General features: G+C 42.2%; 12 protein-coding genes, 1 tRNA gene and 1 pseudogene. 13 read left to right on the top strand and 1 reads right to left on the bottom strand.

The genetic code is table 11. The annotated features are described in order from the left end of the window. Positions 1-7 precede the first annotated feature (7 nt). From DWZ47_RS06465 to DWZ47_RS06425, 9 genes and pseudogenes are all read left to right on the top strand, one after another. Positions 8-1,477, top strand: coding sequence for a RagB/SusD family nutrient uptake outer membrane protein (locus DWZ47_RS06465; protein WP_008776394.1), 1,470 nt, complete (start codon positions 8-10; stop codon positions 1,475-1,477). 14 nt (positions 1,478-1,491) lie between these two features. After that, positions 1,492-2,103 (top strand): fasciclin domain-containing protein, encoded by a 612-nt coding sequence (locus DWZ47_RS06460; protein WP_117512600.1) that lies wholly within the window; start codon positions 1,492-1,494, stop codon positions 2,101-2,103. A gap of 28 nt (positions 2,104-2,131) precedes the next feature. Next, positions 2,132-3,693 (top strand): annotated as a pseudogene (locus tag DWZ47_RS06455) (hypothetical protein). Positions 3,694-4,081: 388 nt separating this feature from the next. Then, a complete protein-coding gene (locus DWZ47_RS06450) occupies positions 4,082-5,638 on the top strand; it encodes a hypothetical protein (protein ID WP_117512599.1) in 1,557 nt (518 codons plus the stop codon). A 57-nt stretch (positions 5,639-5,695) separates the two neighbouring features. Continuing rightward, positions 5,696-6,709, top strand: a complete 1,014-nt coding sequence (locus tag DWZ47_RS06445) for a DUF6528 family protein (protein WP_004310453.1) — start codon at positions 5,696-5,698, stop codon at positions 6,707-6,709. 56 nt (positions 6,710-6,765) lie between these two features. After that, a complete protein-coding gene (locus tag DWZ47_RS06440; RefSeq protein ID WP_117512598.1) occupies positions 6,766-8,556 on the top strand; it encodes a glycoside hydrolase family 71/99-like protein in 1,791 nt (596 codons plus the stop codon). An 8-nt stretch (positions 8,557-8,564) separates the two neighbouring features. Beyond that, positions 8,565-10,919 (top strand): TIM-barrel domain-containing protein, encoded by a 2,355-nt coding sequence (locus DWZ47_RS06435; RefSeq protein WP_117512597.1) that lies wholly within the window; start codon positions 8,565-8,567, stop codon positions 10,917-10,919. A 19-nt stretch (positions 10,920-10,938) separates the two neighbouring features. Beyond that, positions 10,939-13,614, top strand: a complete 2,676-nt coding sequence (locus DWZ47_RS06430; RefSeq protein ID WP_004299901.1) for a glycoside hydrolase family 2 TIM barrel-domain containing protein — start codon at positions 10,939-10,941, stop codon at positions 13,612-13,614. Between the two features lie 17 nt (positions 13,615-13,631). Then, positions 13,632-14,429, top strand: coding sequence for a sialate O-acetylesterase (locus DWZ47_RS06425; RefSeq protein ID WP_008645237.1), 798 nt, complete (start codon positions 13,632-13,634; stop codon positions 14,427-14,429). Between the two features lie 261 nt (positions 14,430-14,690). Here DWZ47_RS06425 and DWZ47_RS06420 read toward each other — a convergent pair. After that, positions 14,691-14,763: transfer RNA gene (locus DWZ47_RS06420), tRNA-Met, on the bottom strand. 237 nt (positions 14,764-15,000) lie between these two features. Between DWZ47_RS06420 and DWZ47_RS06415 the strand changes: the two genes are divergently transcribed. From DWZ47_RS06415 to DWZ47_RS06400, 4 genes are all read left to right on the top strand, one after another. Continuing rightward, positions 15,001-15,591 (top strand): TetR/AcrR family transcriptional regulator, encoded by a 591-nt coding sequence (locus DWZ47_RS06415; RefSeq protein ID WP_004299903.1) that lies wholly within the window; start codon positions 15,001-15,003, stop codon positions 15,589-15,591. A gap of 16 nt (positions 15,592-15,607) precedes the next feature. Continuing rightward, positions 15,608-16,354 carry a 3-oxoacyl-[acyl-carrier-protein] reductase gene (gene fabG, locus DWZ47_RS06410; protein WP_004299904.1) on the top strand — a complete coding sequence of 249 codons (747 nt, stop codon included), beginning with the start codon at positions 15,608-15,610 and terminating at the stop codon, positions 16,352-16,354. 9 nt (positions 16,355-16,363) lie between these two features. Further along, positions 16,364-17,035 (top strand): RluA family pseudouridine synthase, encoded by a 672-nt coding sequence (locus DWZ47_RS06405; protein WP_004299905.1) that lies wholly within the window; start codon positions 16,364-16,366, stop codon positions 17,033-17,035. Positions 17,036-17,254: 219 nt separating this feature from the next. Beyond that, entirely contained in the window at positions 17,255-19,525 is a 2,271-nt protein-coding gene (locus tag DWZ47_RS06400; RefSeq protein WP_117512596.1) for a GH92 family glycosyl hydrolase, read from the top strand. Positions 19,526-19,679 lie beyond the last annotated feature (154 nt).

The following is a 19,679-nucleotide window of genomic DNA, read 5'->3' as shown; positions in this document are numbered from 1 at the left end:
ATATCGTATGAAGAATATAAAATATTTTGTTGGAGCTGTATGCCTGGCTCTATCATTGAATAGCTGTTCAGACTTTCTGAATGAGGAACCGGTGAGTGAAATCCCGGCAGGTGACATGTGGCAGACCGCCCGTGACGCTAAGGCAGGTATAAATGAAATTTATGGACTGTTGCGTTCCACTTTACGCGAGAATTATTTTTATTGGGGTGAATTCCGTTCGGATAATGTAGCTCCCGGAGCACCGGTGATGGCCGATCAGGCACGTGTGATTAACAACCTGATGTCTACGGACGAGAAATGTGCGAAATGGACGACCTTGTATCAGATGATTAACCAGACCAATCTGGCCATCAAATATGTTCCTAATATCAGTATGCCTGATGTGGCAGACCGTAATGATTACCTCGGACAAGCGTATGCGTTGCGTGCTCTGGCTTATTTCTATGCTATCCGTGTCTGGGGAGACGTACCTTTGTTTATAGAACCTACTGAAAAGTATTCGGAGGCTATCTATAAGGAACGTACAGATAAGAATTATATTCTGGAACATGTTATTCTTCCTGACCTGAAAAAGGCGGAAAGCCTGATTAACCGTAATAAGAATTACGAACGCAAGCGTATTTCTATCTGTGGCGTATGGGCTATCATGGCGGACGCTTATATGTGGGCTGAAGAATATAATCTGGCTGACCAAACCATTGATAAAATGGCAACTATTGCCTCCAAAAAGGGTGGACGCTTTGTAGACTTCGAACCTAACATTGCTACTTGGCATACCATGTTTACAGAAGAACTGAACAATAAGCCTTCGGATGATACGCCCGAAAATGATGAATATAACTCCAGAGAGTTAATATTCCTTGTTCATTTCAACATGGATGAAGTCGGCACGAATGGTTACAGTTATATGTATCAATGGTTTTCCGGTTCAGGAAACCGTGCGGCAGTTATGTCCGACAAGTTTATGAGCATCTTTGATGAAAAGGATATGAAAGGTGATTTGCGCAAAGATTATACGGTGAAGAATTACCAGAATGGAAATGAATTGCGTAAATATATGGCAGGTGACATCAGTAACTCTTTGAATAAGACATGCGAAGTAGCCTATCCAATTTATCGTTACACAGATATGATGTTGTTGCAAGCAGAAGCTCGTGCTCATCAGGGAAAATGGGGTGAAGCTTTGGATTTAGTAAAAACTGTACGTGACCGTGCCGGATTGAACACGTTGACTGAAAATGATTTTGCTTCTGAAGACGAAGTCGTTAATTATATATTGCGTGAACGGCAAGTGGAATTAGCCGGCGAAGGACGCCGCTGGTTTGACTTGTTGCGTACCGGAAAGTGGAAGGAAGTGATGAAACCGATTAACGGAATGGAACAGGACGGAAACGAACTCTTCCCGATTCACTATTCACATATCTTGGAAAATCCGAAGATTGTGCAGAACACGTATTATGGTAATACTAACAACTAAAAAAGGTAGAAACAATGAAAAAGACAATATTATATAAGACCCTTTTCTTTTGTTGGGCGATATTGGCATTGACCGGCTGTGACCTGGACTTGCAGAAGAATTATGATTATGAGCCTTCGGTGGATGATCCGTATGTAAAAGTGACAGCGTGGGAATATTTCCAAGATCACAAAGATATGTTCTCGGAGTTGATAGCAGCTATTGAGTATACAGGTCTGAAGGACTATTATACCCAGACTGACAATAAATATACTTTTCTGGCTTTGAATAATGCAGGTATGCAGTTGTATCGTGAAAATGAATTTGCAGGTGCAGCATCCATTACCGATTGTAATAAAGAGAAAGTAACGAACATGTTGCTTTATCACATTGTAGACGGTGAATATAGTTCTTATGGACAGTTGCAGGTGGAACCGATGTTCGTATTGACGATGCTGAAAGGAGAGAATGGACTGATGACAATGTCCGTATGGAAAAACCCATGGCAGGCTGCAGTAGGTAAGATTCTGGTGAATCAGACCGGAAGCAACGGGAAATCTCCACAGCGTCAGGCTAAGACTAGCAACATTCTGCCGACGAACGGTGTGATTCATATATTTGAGAACTATTGCAAATATTCCAAATAACCACAGTTAATTAAAAAGAGAACTAATTATGATTCGTAAAATATATACCTTATTAATACTAGGACTTTGCCTGGGCTTTGCTGCCTGTAGCGATGATAATGATGGTCTGGATCCTAATGCGGCTGCTCCTGTGATTAAATTCCCGATGGAACAACTGGATGTGGATTTAAATAAAGTAGATAATCTGCCGGTAGTGGCTGTCATAAAGTCGCAGGCCGGACTACAGAGTGTGACAATGAAATTGCAGACAGTGGAGGGGGTGACCGAATATAAAACGGTGACTGAATTTTTTAATCCCAATTCTTACAGCTTGTCTGAAAATCTGGAATACAATGCAAATTACGAAGCCTTTATCATTGAGGCTACGGATAAATTGAATCATGTTACGAGCGGAACTTTACCAATTGCTGTTACCGATGTAATGGCACGTCCTGTCATAACATTCGACCCGGAAGAGATTATATATGATGAAATGGATGAAAACCCGGTAATTCCCCGTACTACTTTCGAAGTTGTTTCAGAAGCCGGTTTGAAGGTAGTGGAGGTCTATTTGGTATCTGCGACCGGACAGGAATCGAAAGAAGCGTGGAACTGAATGGGAAGAAGGATTTCTCGTATGATGAGATGATTAATTACAAAGAAGGCGATAAAGGTTTCAAAGTAAAAGCAGTGGATATATATGATAATGTGACCATTTCAACTTTACCAGTGGAATATAGAACAGTGCCAATACCTGTATTGACCTTGCCTGAATTGCCTATTTTTGCTACAACGGATGCTAAACAAGGAGTGCCGGTAAAGGTGGAATCTGTACGTGGAGTTCACGAAGTGATTATTTACCGTATTGAGAATGGACAGGAAGTCGAAGTCTTACGGGAACAGAAGAATGGTGAGAAACAATTGGATTACACTCCGGAAATTGATTTTACTGAAACTACGTCTCAAATTAAAGTGGTGGTTTCTGATGGGAGAGTAGGAAAAGAAGCTGTCGGAACTGTGAAAGCATATGTAAATATGGACGTTGCTACTGTGAATATATCCAGTAAGACTTTTGCTAATAGTGCGCACGAAAAATATCCGGATGCTTATGGCTTGTTATCTTTCAAAGATTTGAAAACTTATTCTATTGATTATGCATTAACCAGCGCAGACAATGCGAAGAATGTTGATTTGAAATTCTATTGTATGGGAAAAGGTAAGGACGTTCCTTCAGAGCCTCGTCTGTATTCTATAAATGCAGCGAAATCTGATGAGTATAAAGGTTCTAATGGTGCAGGTCTGAACACTGCGGCAGTAAAGAATAGGACTACGTTAGCCAAACTCTCCGACTTTGATTATGATAATGCAACAGTTACTTCTATTGCTTCTGAAATATCAGCCAGCTTGATTGTGAAAGAAGACTTGATTCCTATAGCGGAGGGAGATATTATTGCCTTTAAAACTGCATCGACTTCTGCAGCAGGTGGAAATAGGATCGGAGTAATGAGAATTATCAGTATGACACCGTCTACCGGGGAAGGTGTGTTGAAGCCCGGAGATACAACAGCTCGTGTATTAACGGTTGAAATCAAATTCTCTAAGAAGAAGTAAACAGGGTAGTATTACCTACCGTCTGAAGTCTTAATAGAAAACTTTTTTTCTATTAAGACTAAACTTCCCTTTCATTGGGAATAAAGTTGTTCTCTGTCCGATACAAACTATAAACGAAGCTTCCGTTTTTATAAATGCAAGTTGCGTTTATAAAAACAAAGCTTTCAATTATAAAAACAAAGCTTTCGTTTATAGTTTATAATAGGGATAAAAGAAGTTTGCAACAAGGGGGAAGGGAGTTCTCTCCTTGTAGAGAATAACTTTTCTATTAATAGCCAACGCGAGAGTTAGTAACAGCTATCCGGTGAACCGTAGATAGAGTATACGAAAGATGCGACTGATAACAAATACGATGGTTAAGTAATAATGTGCAGTAGCTGAAAGTAATATGAGAAAACATATAATATATAGGTATTTCCTCTTTTTATCTTTGGTCGGACTGATGCAGTTGACGTTTAGCTGTTCCTCCTCTTCCAACGAAATAGAACCTTTGAAACCGGAAGGAGAAGATACTCCTTTGGAAAAAGATGAATATACTTTTATGAATGTAGAATACCGGAAGTGGCAGAACGGAACTTTCCAGGCATGGACAACGGCAGATTCAAGGGAAACACGTACCATTGATAATATGAATTGGTATACTCCCTCTTCGGATTATAGCCGGACTGCATGGGGAGGACGAATCGGTTTACAACCTTCATCTGTGGTTGGAAAAGAAGGCTTTTTCCGAGTGGCTAATTGTGGAGGCCGTTCTTATTTGCTCGATCCGGATAATGGAGCTGTTATCATTCATGGAATTCAGCATGTTCGTCCGGGAGAATCTACTGCTCATAAGAAGGCTTTCGGTACTCGATACGGTAGTGAGGCGCGATGGAGTGAAGAGACTGGCAAACTGTTAGCAGACAATCATATAAACTATATTTCGTATGGCTCGAACCGTATTGAAGTATTTCCTGCTGCAGTACGTGGTAACTTGTTGACCCCTAAGACGCAAAAGATTGCTTATGCAGAGAATCTGTATCTGCTTCGTACCTTTATGTGGGATATGAGTAAGAATTTGGGCTACGCGTTTGATGATGACAAATATAATCGCTTAGTTCTTCTTTTTGAACCCACATTTGCTACGTACATAGATCGTCTCGTACAAGAGAAGTCAGCTTTATTTGCCGGTGACCGGCATTTTATAGGTTTCTATCTTGACAATGAATTGCCATTTGCCAGTTATCAGAATGCTGACCCTTTGCGAGGAATTGATCTGAAACATTTCTTGTCTTTGCCCGAACGCTATAAAGCTGCTCGTGAGTATGCAGAAAAGTTTATGCGGGATAACGGTATAGCTTCTACCGGAGTGATAACCAAGAAAAATCAGGAAGATTTCCGGGGGATGGTTGCTGATTATTATTATCAGTTGACCACCGCTACCGTCAGACGATATGATAAAGAGCATTTGATATTGGGAACACGTCTGCATGATTGGAGTAAATATAATCAGAAAGTGGTGGAAGCGTGTGCTCGTTATTGCGATCTTGTTTCCGTCAACTATTATGCACGTTGGCAACCGGAGGCAGATTTCTTGGCAAACCTGAAAGTCTGGTGTGGAGCGAAACCTTTTTTAGTTTCAGAATTCTATATAAAAGCGGAAGATGCCAGTTATCAGGGAACTGGATATGCTAATACTGAAGGAGGTGGCTGGTTGGTGCATACACAAAAAAATAGAGGTGAGTTTTATCAGAACTTCTGTCTTCGTTTGCTTGAAACTCGAAACTGTGTAGGCTGGGTACATTTTGAGTATAATGATGGTTACGATTCTAACGGAAAAGCTTCTAATAAAGGAGTGGTTTCCATCGAATACGAACCTTATGAATCTTTTCTGTCGCACATGCGGCAGTTGAATCTTTCAGTTCATTCATTGATCGATTATTACGATATAAAATCGGTTCAATAGATTGACGGAAACTTTAAATAGACAAATTGAATATTTAGAATTAAAATAGTTATGACCATGAAGAAGTTTAGTTTATTTGCAATCCTTTTAGGATTTAATATAGCTTTGGGAGCATGTTCCGATGATGATGCCGCTCCTGTAGTAAAAAATGAAATCTTTCAACTTCCGGAAAAGGCTTATGTACTGGCGGAACAATCCAGACGGGCTATTGTCATCAGAGATGCGGAGACGCACCGCAATATTTGGAGTTGGGATCCTTATACTGCCTGTGTTCCTGCTGCACAGCAGGGTTGGTTTGTTAATCCGAGTGAAGTAAAACCGGTTTTCAATAGACGCTATATCTTGATGACTGCCTCCGGCGGAGCTGTGGCTTTAATCCGTTTGTCCGATCATAAATTAATGTTCTATGCAAATTGCGGACAGAATCCCCACTCTGCGGAGGTATTGCCCGATGGAAATATCGTGACGGCAGAATCTAAATCCGGTGAAATCAATACCTTTGTGGTTGACACGGTTAAGGTATTGGGAGCAAAAGCTAATACGGTGAAGTTGGGTAATGCGCATAATGTTGTTTGGGATAAGAAAAGATCGTATCTTTATGCTACAGCTACCAAAAAAGAGGGAGTGACTGCATTATTCCGTTTTAAGTACGATGGCAACCGGAGTAATCCCAAGTTAATAAATCAGACTACCCTTTATACATTCAGCAATGAATCGGGTGGGCATGATTTGTTCCCGGTATATGGTGAAGAAGATAAATTATGGCTTACTGCTGCTTCGGCTGTCTATAAGTTTGATTTGACTGGAGTTACCGACGCTACGACTAATGACTCTACCGAACCTACTTGCGAGAAAGTTTACAGCATAGCCGATATAAAAAGCATCTGCAACGGACCGGACGGAATCCTGATGCTGAAACCGACTGAAGAATGGTGGGCAGAAGGACTTGTAAATGAGAAGGGAGAAGAACTTTTCAAAATGGACGGAGCCAAGATTTATAAAGGCCGTTGGATGATAGACAATCTTTTCAGTTATCCGGAAAAGCATGATTTCGTGTTGAGTGAGGACTGATTAAGTATGGTGGAAGATTGATTAAGTACATAAGTTGAATAATTAAGTTTGGAACAATGAGGAAACTTCTTCTTTTTTTATTGGTATCTATCGCATTACCGGCCTTGGCGCAGAATGGAAAGAAAGTGTATGCCGACTTTCACGGAGTGCGCTATACCCGGCAGCATGACGGAAAGCTGGGGCGTTGGGAGATGTATGCCAATACGGAAAAATCAAGTACCGGAAGAAAGTCGCTGTGTTATAATGCCGACCTGATAGACAGCGAAGGACGGCATGAGATAGCGGCAGTGGCTTATCCCCAAGTCGGAATGCAGTCCAATCTCGATCCCGATTATATCGAATATCAGATATTGTCGGCAAAAGCGGCTAAGATAGATGGATTCTTTATCGAATGGGGGTTCAAGCCTCACGAAAATGACATCTTGCTGCGTGAGATGCAGAAAGTGGCAGCAAAGTATGACTTTGAAATCGGCGTAAACTGGTGCGACGGTTGGTTATATTATGACTGGATTACGAAGATTTATCCGGAAGTTAACACCCGTGAGGCAAAGACCGAATACATGGCTAAATGTTATCAATATCTGGTAGATAGTGTCTTCACAGGTCCGACTGCTCCTATGGTGAAAGGAATGCCTGTTTTTTATCATTTCGGTCCCGGAGCGAAAGTCGATGAATACAAGAAAGTGTTATCACAAGTGAAGTTTCCGCAAGGAATGAGGCAGCCCGTTGCCTTACGCCGTTGGGCGGATTGGGGAAAACTGGAAAATGATAAATACATTCCCGTCACCCGCAGTGATGATATGGATGCTTGGGAAAAAGTGGGAGAAATACCGACTGCATGGCTTCCTGCCCGTGTCCGTACAAGAGATCAGGCACATGCCGAATGGGATAATTACGCCACTCAGGATGATGTTATTGAGTTTATGAAACCTTTCCGTGATTCAATTTGGCATAGTAACAATCCTGCTTATACCATTAAGTCGGGATTTGCCATGCCGGGAATGGATAACCGGGGCTGTGCAGGCTGGGGACGTGGACACTTCTATTATATCCCTCGTAACAATGGAGAAACTTATCAAAGTATGTGGAAGTTCTGTATGGCAGAGAAGGACAGCCTGGACATGATGTTTATCGCTTCGTGGAGCGACTATACCGAAGGACACGAAATAGAGCCGACCATTGAAAACGGTGACCGTGAACTACGTACGACTTTAAAGTATGCGGCGGAATTCAAAGACGAACAGGCGGACGAGCGTGGATTAACCTTACCTTTAATGCTTTTCCGGCTGCGAAAAGAAGCCCGTTTCCTGGAAAAGACGAAGATGGACGTATCCGCTTGTCAACGTTCGCTCGATAAGGCAGCATTGTTGATTAGCCAGGGACGTTATCCGGTGGCAATAGGCTTGTTGTCACAAATAGAAAATGATGTCAAGACGGCAAAATCCGCTTTGGCGGTTGAGATGAGTTTGCGTGAGTCGGACATGAAGATTCAGGGAAAGCGAAAATCCGGTGGTTACAGTGCCGAAGAAACTCTCTCTATCTCTTTGCCCAAAGAGCTGGTTTCCAAATTACAAATGAATAACTATGTAGGGTATCTCTATTTTGAATACCTGGACAAGGGAAATGAATCTCTTTTTATACGTTCATCTACACAGCGCGAACCGAAAGAGCCGTTTAAAATTGTGTCCCGGATACGTACCGACAACACGGGTGAATGGAAAAGCGCAAAAGTAGAATTGTATAAGGATAATATCGTGAATGGATTCAATATGCCTACTTTCTATTTAAAAGGAAATGTCGTAGTCCGTAATTTGTCATTGGGCTATACGATCTACACAGTCAAATAAATGCATGGATGAAGAGTTTTAATTGGTTATTAGTTTTATCTGTACTATCCTGCATCGGATGTTCCTCTCCGGTTCATGAAGACGGTAGGGGATGTGCTTTCGTATCTGACAGTATTCAATATCGGGTCGAGTTTATGTCGGCGGGGTGCGTGCGGATTCTGTCTTTTCCCGAAGGTGATACGCTGGTAACAAAAAGATTGGTGGTTGATTCGGAAAAGCCGGCTTTCAAAGATTATAAATGGGAAGATACGGGACAGAAGCTGCTCTTTCGCACCCGTGAACTTTCCGTAGTTTTTGATAAGGCAGATGCGGCTTTCATTTTTCAGGAAACATCCACAGGTAAGTTATTACTAAAAGAGAAAGGGGATAGAAAGGCACGGAACTTCAAACGTTCGGTTGCCGGAGGTGAACAATGTCTCGAAGTCACTCAACGCTTTGTTCCTACCGAGGATGAGGCCATTTACGGACTGGGACAGTATCAGAATGGAATCATGAACTATCGGGGGAAATCTGTACTTCTGTTACAGGCCAATATGGATATTGTCAATCCGTTCCTTATTTCGACCAACGGATACGGTGTCTTATGGGATAATTATTCTTCTACGAAGTTTGAAGATACGAAGGAGGGCTACTCATTTACTTCCGAAGTAGGTGATGCCTCCGACTATTATTTTGTCTATGGTAAGAATATGGACGAAGTCGTTGCCGGTTATCGGGAATTGACGGGGGACGTGCCGATGTTTGGAAAATGGGTGTATGGCTTCTGGCAGTCCAAAGAACGTTATAAGTCGTTCGATGAATTGAAGGCAGTCGTTAAAGAATACCGTAAACGGGGAATTCCGTTGGATAACATTGTGCAGGACTGGGAATATTGGGGAGACAAACCTCATTGGAACAGCCTGACCTTCCATCCGGCAAACTTTAATCATCCCCGTCAGGTTATTGATGAACTGCATCAACAGGACCATGTTCATTTTATGCTTTCCGTATGGCCCGGATTCGGACCGGAAACGGCTGTCTATCAGTCTTTGGATTCTATCGGTGCATTGTTTAGTGAACCTACATGGGCAGGTTATAAGGTTTTTGATGCCTACAATCCTGTCGCGAGGGATATTTTCTGGCAATACCTCAAGAAAGGACTCTATGATATGGGTGTGGATGCCTGGTGGATGGATGCAACGGAACCATCTTTCCGGGATGGATTCACACAGTTGAAGCAGGAAGAAAAGACCAAATCAGCTGGTAATACTTATCTGGGTAGCTTCCACCGTTATCTGAACACTTATTCTTTAGAAATGCTAAAGGACTTCTATCAACGCCTGCGCACCGAGAGCGATCAGAAGCGTATATTTATCCTAACTCGTTCCGCCTTTGCCTCGCAACAGCATTATGGTACAGCCGTATGGTCGGGTGACGTTTCGGCTTCATGGGAGAATATGCACAAACAACTGGTTGCCGGCTTAAACTTGTCTATGTCCGGTATTCCGTATTGGACTTCCGATACGGGAGGATTCTTTGTTACAGAACGGGATGCAAAATATCCCGACGGACTGAAAAGTAATGATTATAAAGAGTTATATTCCCGTTGGTTCCAGTTTAGCGCATTTACTCCTATCTTCCGTGCTCACGGTACGAATGTGCCGCGTGAAATTTGGCAATTCGGTGAAGAGGGGACATTATCTTATGATAATCAAGTGAAGTATATCCATCTGCGCTACCGTCTGTTGCCATACATTTACTCAATGTCCCATCAGGTAACCGCCAATAATTATACCATGTTGAGAGGTTTGGCTATGGATTTCACAACAGATACCCGGACATTTGATATTGATAATGCCTATATGTTCGGTACTTCCTTATTGGTGCGTCCGGTATTTCATCCGCAATCGGAAGAAAAGAACATCTGTATTTATCTGCCGGAACACAGCGGTAAATATTGGTATGACTTCTGGACCGGAGAAGCTTTTGAAGGAGGAAGAGAACAAATGCAGACAAATATCCTCGACATACTTCCGCTCTATGTGAAGGCTGGTTCTATCTTGCCTTTGGCAGAAGTGAAACAATATGCGATGGAATATCCCGATCGTGAACTGGAATTGCGTATCTATGGAGGAGCGGATGCTGCTTTTTTATGGTATGAGGATGAAGGTGATTCCTACCGCTATGAAGAGGGCATATGTTCGAAAGTGCCGATGCAATGGAAAGATTCGGAACGGACATTGACTATTGGACTGCGTGAGGGAACTTATCCCGGTATGCCGGAACAAATAAAAATGCATGTGAAATTATATCTGCCTGAAGGTGCAGCTCTTGATAGCAAAGAGTGCGTCTACACAGGTAGAGAAGTAAAAATAAAGTTTTAATTATAAGTATATATCGATTATGAAGAAGTTTCTCTATATTTTTATTCTATTGTTTATTGTGGGATGGGCACAGGCGCAACAGCGTGTGGTATACACAATCAACGACGGATGGAAATTTACAAAAGGATCTCCGTTTGAAGCGCAGCTGGCCGGCTGTGACGACTCTTCTTGGGAGACGGTCAATATACCTCATACATGGAATAATAAAGATGCAGACGACGAAACTCCGGGATTTTATCGGGGACCGGCTTGGTACCGGAAACAATTGTTTGTAGATAAAAGCCAGGAGGGACGTCAGGCAGTGATCTATTTTGAAGGAGCCAATCAGGAAGTACGATTTTATCTGAACGGTCAGTTCGTGGGAGAACACAAAGGAGGGTATACCCGTTTCTGTTTTGACATCACTTCCCATTTGCGTTATGGACAGGAAAACCTGTTTACCATTTATGTGAACAATGTCTATAATCCGAATATTCCTCCCTTATCTGCCGATTTTACTTTCTTTGGCGGTATCTACCGGGATGTCTATCTGCAGTTTATGAATCCGGTGCACATTGCAACGAATGATTATGCTTCGTCAGGAGTTTATATCCGTACACCCGAAGTGAACAACTCCGCAGCCTCGGTAGAAATTACTACATTACTGACGAATAATACACTCCAACCTGCAGAAATCAGGGTGGAAAATGTAATCTGCGATGCGGATGGTAAGGAAGTGAAAAAGACTCATGCGGAAATAAAGCTGGCATCCGGTGAAACAAAGACAGACATCTCTAAAAAGATAAAAATAGATTCGCCCCGTTTGTGGGATATAGACGATCCTTATCGGTATATGGTATATACGCGTATTCTCGATAAGAAAAAGGGTACTTTGCTGGATGAAGTGGTGAATCCGTTAGGCTTGCGCTGGTTTAAATTTGATTCGGAAAAGGGCTTTTTCCTGAATGGCAAAGGACGTAAACTAATCGGAACTGCCCGGCATCAGGATTATTTTCAGAAAGGAAATGCCTTGCGCGACGAGTTGCATGTACAGGATGTACTACTGTTGAAAGAGATGGGAGGGAACTTCCTGCGTGTGTCACATTATCCCCAAGATCCTGTAATCATGGAAATGTGTGATAAACTGGGTATTGTGACTTCGGTTGAAATCCCCGTTGTCAATGCTGTTACGGAAACTGAAGAGTTTTTGCAGAACTCCGTTGAGATGGCTAAAGAAATGGTACGTCAGGATTTCAACCGCCCTTCTGTTATGATTTGGGGGTATATGAATGAGATTTTTCTGCGTCGCCCTTATACCGAAGGCAAGCAATTGGAAGATTACTACCGCTTTACTGAAAAAGTAGCCCGTGCCTTGGAAGCGACCATCCGCGAGGAAGATCCTTCAAGATATACCATGATGGCTTATCATAATATGCCTCAATATTACGAAGATGCCCATCTGACCGAAATCCCGATGATTCAGGGATGGAACTTGTATCAAGGCTGGTATGAGCCGGATATCAATGAGTTTCAACGTTTGCTCGACCGTGCCCATAAGGTATACAAGGGAAAAGTGTTGATGGTTACGGAATATGGACCGGGAGTAGATCCGGGACTTCATTCCTACCAGCCGGAACGTTTCGACTTCTCACAGGAATATGGTTTGGTGTATCATAAACATTATCTCCGTGAAATGATGAAACGTCCGTTTATTGCCGGTTCCAGTCTGTGGAATCTGAATGATTTTTATTCCGAATCCCGTGTCGATGCTGTTCCTCATGTAAACAATAAAGGAGTTGTCGGATTAAACAGGGAGAAGAAGGATGTTTATTGGTTTTATAAGACAGCTTTGTCACGTCGTCCGATACTTGTTATAGGTAATCGGGAGTGGAAAAGCCGTGGGGGAGTGGTGAATACTGCACAGAAAGAATGTATTCAGTCTGTTCCTGTATTCTCCAATGCGGAAGAAGTAGAGCTGTTTGTGAACAATAAAAGTCTGGGAAAGAAAAAGGTAGAAGATAATTATGCCTTGTTCGACGTACCGTTCGTTGGTGGAGAGAATCTCCTGGAAGCAGTTGCCGTGGCTGGTGATAGCAAATTGCGGGATATGCTCCGGATTCAGTTCCAGTTGGTAGGCTCACAGTTGAAAGACGAAGCAATTCCATTTACGGAAATAAATGTAATGTTGGGTTCTCCGAGATATTTTGAAGACCGTACAGCAAATGTAGCATGGATTCCCGAGCAGGAGTATAAGCCCGGTAGCTGGGGATTTGTAGGCGGAACTTCTTATCGTCGTAAAACAGGATTCGGCAGTATGCTTGGTTCGGATATTGACATTCTGGGAACGGATATGAACCCAATCTTCCAGACTCAACGTGTTGGAATAAAATCTTTTAAAGCTGATGTACCGAATGGAGAATATTCCGTATATTTGTACTGGGCAGAATTGGAGTCGGACAAAGAGAGGGAAGCGTTGGTTTATAATCTGGGAGCTGACTCGGAACAGACGTTTGCCGGAAACCGTAGCTTCGGAATTTCAATGAATGGAACGACTGTTTTGGATGATTTCAACATAGCTCGTGATTACGGATATGCCCGTGCTGTTATCAAGAAATTTGTAGTAACGGTGAAGGATGGAAAAGGATTGAGTGTTGACTTTCATAAAAAAGAAGGAGAACCTATTCTGAACGCTATCCGTATTTATAGAAACTATTAATCATAAACACTGTCAATATGCTTAGGTCTATTTATTTACTGTCTTTTCTCCTCCTGCAATCTTTATTTGCTTTTGCCGGGAATGTAAAGGAGAATGTTCCGTCTTCTTTTGACTTGTATGTATGCATCGGACAATCCAACATGGCGGGGCGTGCAACATTAACTCCGGAAGTCATGGATACCCTCCAAAATGTGTATCTATTGAATGATAAGGGGAATTTTGAACCGGCAGTAAATCCTCTCAATCGTTATTCTACAGTTCGGAAAGATTTGTCAATGCAGCGTTTGGGACCGGCTTACGGCTTTGCTAAAGAGATGGCCCGACAAACGAAACGTCCTGTCGGGCTGGTAGTAAATGCGCGTGGAGGCTCATCCATCAACTCCTGGCTAAAAGGGAGTAAAGACGGATATTATGAAGAAGCTCTTTCCCGGGTTCGGATTGCAATGAAGCAGGGAGGTGTTTTGAAAGCAATCCTTTGGCATCAGGGAGAAGCCGATTGTTCGAATCCGGAAGCGTATAAACAGAAACTGATTTCTTTGGTGAAAGACTTGCGGGAAGATCTGGACATGCCGGATCTACCGGTTGTTGTAGGACAGATTTCACAATGGAACTGGACGAAAAGAGAAGCAGGTACAGTCCCCTTTAATCAGATGATTAAAAAAGTTTCTTCATTTATTCCCTATTCCGATTGGGTATCATCGAAAGGATTGGGATGGTATAAAGATGAGAAAGACCCTCATTTTAATACGGAAGCACAACTGTTATTAGGAAAACGTTATGCGAAAAAGATACTGAAGTTTTATAAACATCAATAGGATACCCTTTTTCGAAGGAACATAAAAGCCGGCTGATCCCTCATGAATCAGCCGGCTTTTGTATGGTGAATAACTAAATACTGCCTTGTTGATAGAAAAGGAGTCTATATGCTTAATTGTCTTATTATAAACCAATTAACCTGTTAATAACTTTGTTAATATCCTTGTTGATAACTGAAATGAGGTTGTGAATAAAGTCAGTAAACGAAGAGTTGTCATAAAAAAGAAGAACCGCATTTCTGCGATTCTTCTTATCTTTAGTTGCGGAGATCCGACTCGAACGAATGACCTTTGGGTTATGAGCCCAACGAGCTACCAACTGCTCCACTCCGCGATGTTTAACGGGTGCAAAGGTACGGCTTTTTTTGAAACAAACAAATAATTTGCTGAATATTTTTCGAGTAAATCATCATTTTTTTCTTATTTAGTTGAGAATGAATGAAATAATGATGAAACTTTTTCTTAGCACCTATTAATATACAAATGTTAATATTCTCTCTATTTTCTTGTATGGTCTAAAGAAAAGAATTACTTTTGCTCAAAATATTCAGCAATGTGCAATTTGTAACCTATGACCGTATCCAAGACAAAAGCCAAATTAGTAGATGTAGCCCGTCAGCTTTTTGCGAAGATGGGAGTAGAAAACACAACTATGAATGATATCGCTCTTGCTTCTAAAAAAGGTAGACGAACGCTCTATACTTATTTTAAAAGTAAGGATGAAATTTATTTGGCTGTTGTGGAATCGGAATTGGATATTCTGTCGGATATGATGAAGCGGGTGGCCGAGAAAAATATCTCACCGGACGAGAAATTGTTGGAGATGATATATACCCGGTTGGACGCGGTAAAAGAGGTGGTCTATCGAAACGGAACACTGCGTGCTTATTTCTTCCGTGATATATGGCGGGTGGAAAAAGTTCGCAAGAAGTTTGATGCAAAGGAAGTCCAGCTCTTTAAAGCCGTTCTTCTGGAAGGACAGGCAAAAGGAGTTTTCCATATTGACGATGTGGAGATGACTGCCGACTTGATACATTATTGTGTGAAAGGAATTGAAGTTCCTTATATTCGAGGCCATATAGGTGCACATCTGGATGAAGATACAAGAAATAGATATGTGTCCAACATTGTGTTTGGCGCACTGCATAGAACAGAAATTTAATTAAATAACTTTTAGTATGGGATTATTAGACGGAAAAACAGCCATTGTAACCGGTGCTGCTCGCGGTATTGGTAAGGCTATCGCTCTTAAGTTTGCTGCCGAAGGCGCAAACATCGCATTTACTGACCTTGTCATTGACGAAAATGCAGAAAATACAGCAAAGGAACTTGAAGCAATGGGCGTGAAAGCCAAAGGTTACGCTTCTAACGCGGCTAACTTTGAAGATACTGCAAAGGTCGTTGAAGAAATCCACAAGGACTTCGGACGGATCGATATATTGGTAAATAATGCCGGTATCACTCGTGACGGTTTGATGATGCGCATGAGCGAACAGCAATGGGATATGGTAATCAACGTGAACCTGAAGTCAGCATTTAACTTCATCCATGCTTGTACACCTATCATGATGCGTCAAAAAGCTGGTAGCATTATCAATATGGCCTCTGTTGTAGGTGTTCACGGAAATGCAGGACAGGCTAACTATGCTGCTTCTAAGGCAGGTATGATTGCATTGGCTAAGTCTATCGCACAAGAGTTGGGTTCTCGCGGCATCCGTGCCAACGCTATCGCTCCGGGATTCATCCTGACAGACATGACAGCTGCTCTTTCTGACGAAGTAAGAGCTGAATGGGCAAAGAAAATTCCTTTGCGTCGTGGTGGTACTCCTGAAGATGTGGCAAACATCGCTACCTTCCTGGCTTCTGATATGTCTTCTTATGTATCAGGTCAGGTGATTCAGGTAGATGGTGGTATGAATATGTAATCGAACAGAATGACTGTTGTATACGAAGACAACCATATCATTGTAGTCAACAAGACCGCTTCCGAGATTGTCCAGGCAGACAAGACGGGGGATACGCCGCTTTCGGAGACTGTGAAACAGTATCTGAAAGAGAAGTATCAGAAACCCGGAAATGTTTTCCTCGGTGTGACACACCGGCTGGACCGCCCCGTAAGCGGTCTTGTTATTTTTGCCAAAACGAGTAAGGCATTAACAAGGCTCAACGAAATGTTTCGCACCAGTGAGGTGAAAAAGACTTATTGGGCGGTTGTGAAAAATGCTCCGCAAGAACCGGAAGGTGAACTGGTACATTTTCTTGTACGTAATGAAAAGCAGAACAAAAGTTATGCATACGACAAAGAAGTGCCGAACAGCAAGAAAGCGATCTTGCATTACCGGTTGATCGGTCATTCGGAGAATTACTATTTGCTCGAAGTCGATTTAAAAACCGGACGTCATCATCAGATTCGTTGTCAGCTGGCAAAAATGGGATGCCCTATCAAGGGAGATTTGAAATATGGCTCTCCACGCTCCAATCCGGATGGGAGCATTTGTCTGCATGCCCGGAGAGTACGGTTCATACATCCTGTCTCAAAAGAACTGATAGAGCTTGAAGCTCCTCTTCCCGAAGGGAATTTATGGAAAGGATTCGCCATAGATTAACACGGATTTCCACAGATTCATTTATTATGTTATTTAGTAGACGGTACGCAGTTTTTCTGTGGAAAACCGTGTAAATCTGTGGTTGGAACTTGCCAAAAGAGTAAACCTGCCTGCCATTTTTCTTGTAAACTCTAGCGACAGTTAGTTAATTCCTAAATAGGTAGTATATTTGCATCATTCGCTAACTATAATTTTCAATCATACCAAAGAAAAATACGAATGAAGGCATTTAAACTACTTGCACTTACTTCTTGTGTCTTGCTTGCAGCGGGAAATGGAGTAGCGCAACAGAACTATTCAAAAAGTGAAGGATTATTGCAGTACGTCGATCCGTATATCGGATCCGGTTATCATGGACACGTCTTTGTTGGGACGAGTGTTCCGTATGGAATGGTACAGCTGGGTCCTACTAATATCCATAAAGGTTGGGACTGGTGCTCGGGTTATCATTATTCCGATAGTATTTTAATTGGCTTTTCACATACCCATTTGAGCGGTACGGGCTGTACTGACTTATGTGATATTCTCATCATGCCATTGAATGAGATCCGTACTCCCAGAGGCAATCAGGATGATATACGTGATGGGTATGCTTCCAGATATTCTCATGCGAATGAAATCGCCCGTCCCGAATATTACTCTTTGCTTCTCGACCGTTACAATATCAAAGCCGAGCTGACAGCTACAGATCGTGTAGGCTTCCATCGTTATACTTATCCTGAAGGAAAACCGGCTTCCATATTAATCGACTTACGTGAAGGAAACGGATCGAATGCTTACGACAGCTATATCCGTAAGGTAGATGATTATACAGTAGAGGGTTATCGTTATGTGAGAGGCTGGAGTCCTTCCCGCAAAGTTTATTTTGTGTTGAAAAGTAATAAGAAGATAGAGCAGTTTACTGCCTATGATGATAATACCCCGCAACCTTGGGACCAACTGAAAGTGGCATCGGTGAAGAGTGTCCTCACTTTTGGTAACGTGAAGGAAGTGAAGATAAAAGTCGCCCTTTCTTCTGTCAGCTGTGACAACGCAGCGATGAACCTGCAATCCGAACTTACTCACTGGGATTTTGATAAGGTGGTGGATATGAGTGCCGACCGATGGAATAAGCAACTGGAGAAGATGACAGTAGAGACTGATGATGAGGCTTCCAAACGTGTATTCTATACCGCCCATTATCATACTATGATTGCCCCTACGCTTTTTTGCGATGTGAATGGAGAGTATAGAGGGATGAATGACATGATTTACACAGACCCGAAGAAAGTCAACTATACGACTCTTTCTTTATGGGATACCTACCGTGCATTAAATCCTTTGATGACTATTACTCAACCTGAAATGGTTGACCATGTAGTCAATTCGATGATTTCCATCTATCGTCAGCAGGACAAACTCCCTATCTGGCCTTTGATGAGTGGAGAGACCGATCAGATGCCGGGGTATAGCTCCGTGCCGGTGATTGCCGATGCATATCTGAAAGGATTTACCGGGTTCGATGCGGAAGAAGCATTGCAAGCAATGATAGCTACAGCTACTTATGAAAAGCAGAAAGGAGTACCTTATGTAGTCAAAAAAGGCTATATCCCTGCCGACAAAGTTCATGAAGCTACTTCCATAGCCATGGAGTATGCAGTGGACGACTGGGGAATTGCCGCTATGGCACGTAAGATGGGAAAGACAGAAGATGCTGAAACATTCTCAAAACGTGCTCATTATTACAAGAACTATTTTGATTCTTCTATCCATTTCATTCGTCCGAAACTGGAAGACGGCTCTTGGCGTACTCCTTACGATCCGGCACGTTCCATCCATACTGTTGGAGATTTCTGTGAAGGAAACGGATGGCAATATACTTTCTTTGCTCCACAAGACCCCTATGGGCTGATTGCCTTGTTTGGAGGTGACAAACCTTTTACAACGAGGCTTGATGGTTTCTTTACCAATACCGACAGTATGGGGGAAGAAGCATCGAGCGACATAACCGGATTGATCGGACAATATGCACATGGAAATGAACCGAGCCATCATGTTGCTTATCTTTATGCGTATGCCGGTGAACAATGGAAAACGGCGGAAAAGGTTCGTTTTATCATGAGCGATTTTTACACAGACCAGCCGGACGGTATCATCGGTAATGAGGATTGTGGCCAAATGTCTGCCTGGTATCTTCTTTCATCTATGGGACTCTATCAGGTGAACCCGTCGGATGGTGTATTTGTTTTCGGTAGCCCTTGTTTTAAGAAAGTAGAAGTGAAGGTACGTGGTGGTAACACTTTTACTGTAGAAGCACCCAATAACAGCAAAGAAAATATCTATATCCAGAAAGTGTATTTGAATGGCAAGCCTTATGATAAGAGTTATATCACTTATCAGGATATAATAAATGGCAGCACATTGAAGTTTGTAATGGGGAAAAAGCCTAATAAGAATTTTGGTAAGGCTCCGGCAAACAGACCGGTTGTTTTGAATAAGATAAATGGATAAAGATGGCTTACTTATAAAAGACAGCTAATTGTTGAAAGGAGGAAGAAGCCTCCGACAATGAAAGAATAAAGCTGGTTCTCAATATTCAATTCAGTTTTCAATAGGTATTATAAGGCTTTCCGATTGTAGCATTTAATTCTGCTTCGGAAAGCTT

It is taken from the genome of Bacteroides sp. AF32-8BH (assembly GCF_003435205.1).
Lineage (GTDB): Bacteria > Bacteroidota > Bacteroidia > Bacteroidales > Bacteroidaceae > Bacteroides > Bacteroides ovatus.
This window is presented reverse-complemented; position numbering and strand designations above follow the sequence as displayed.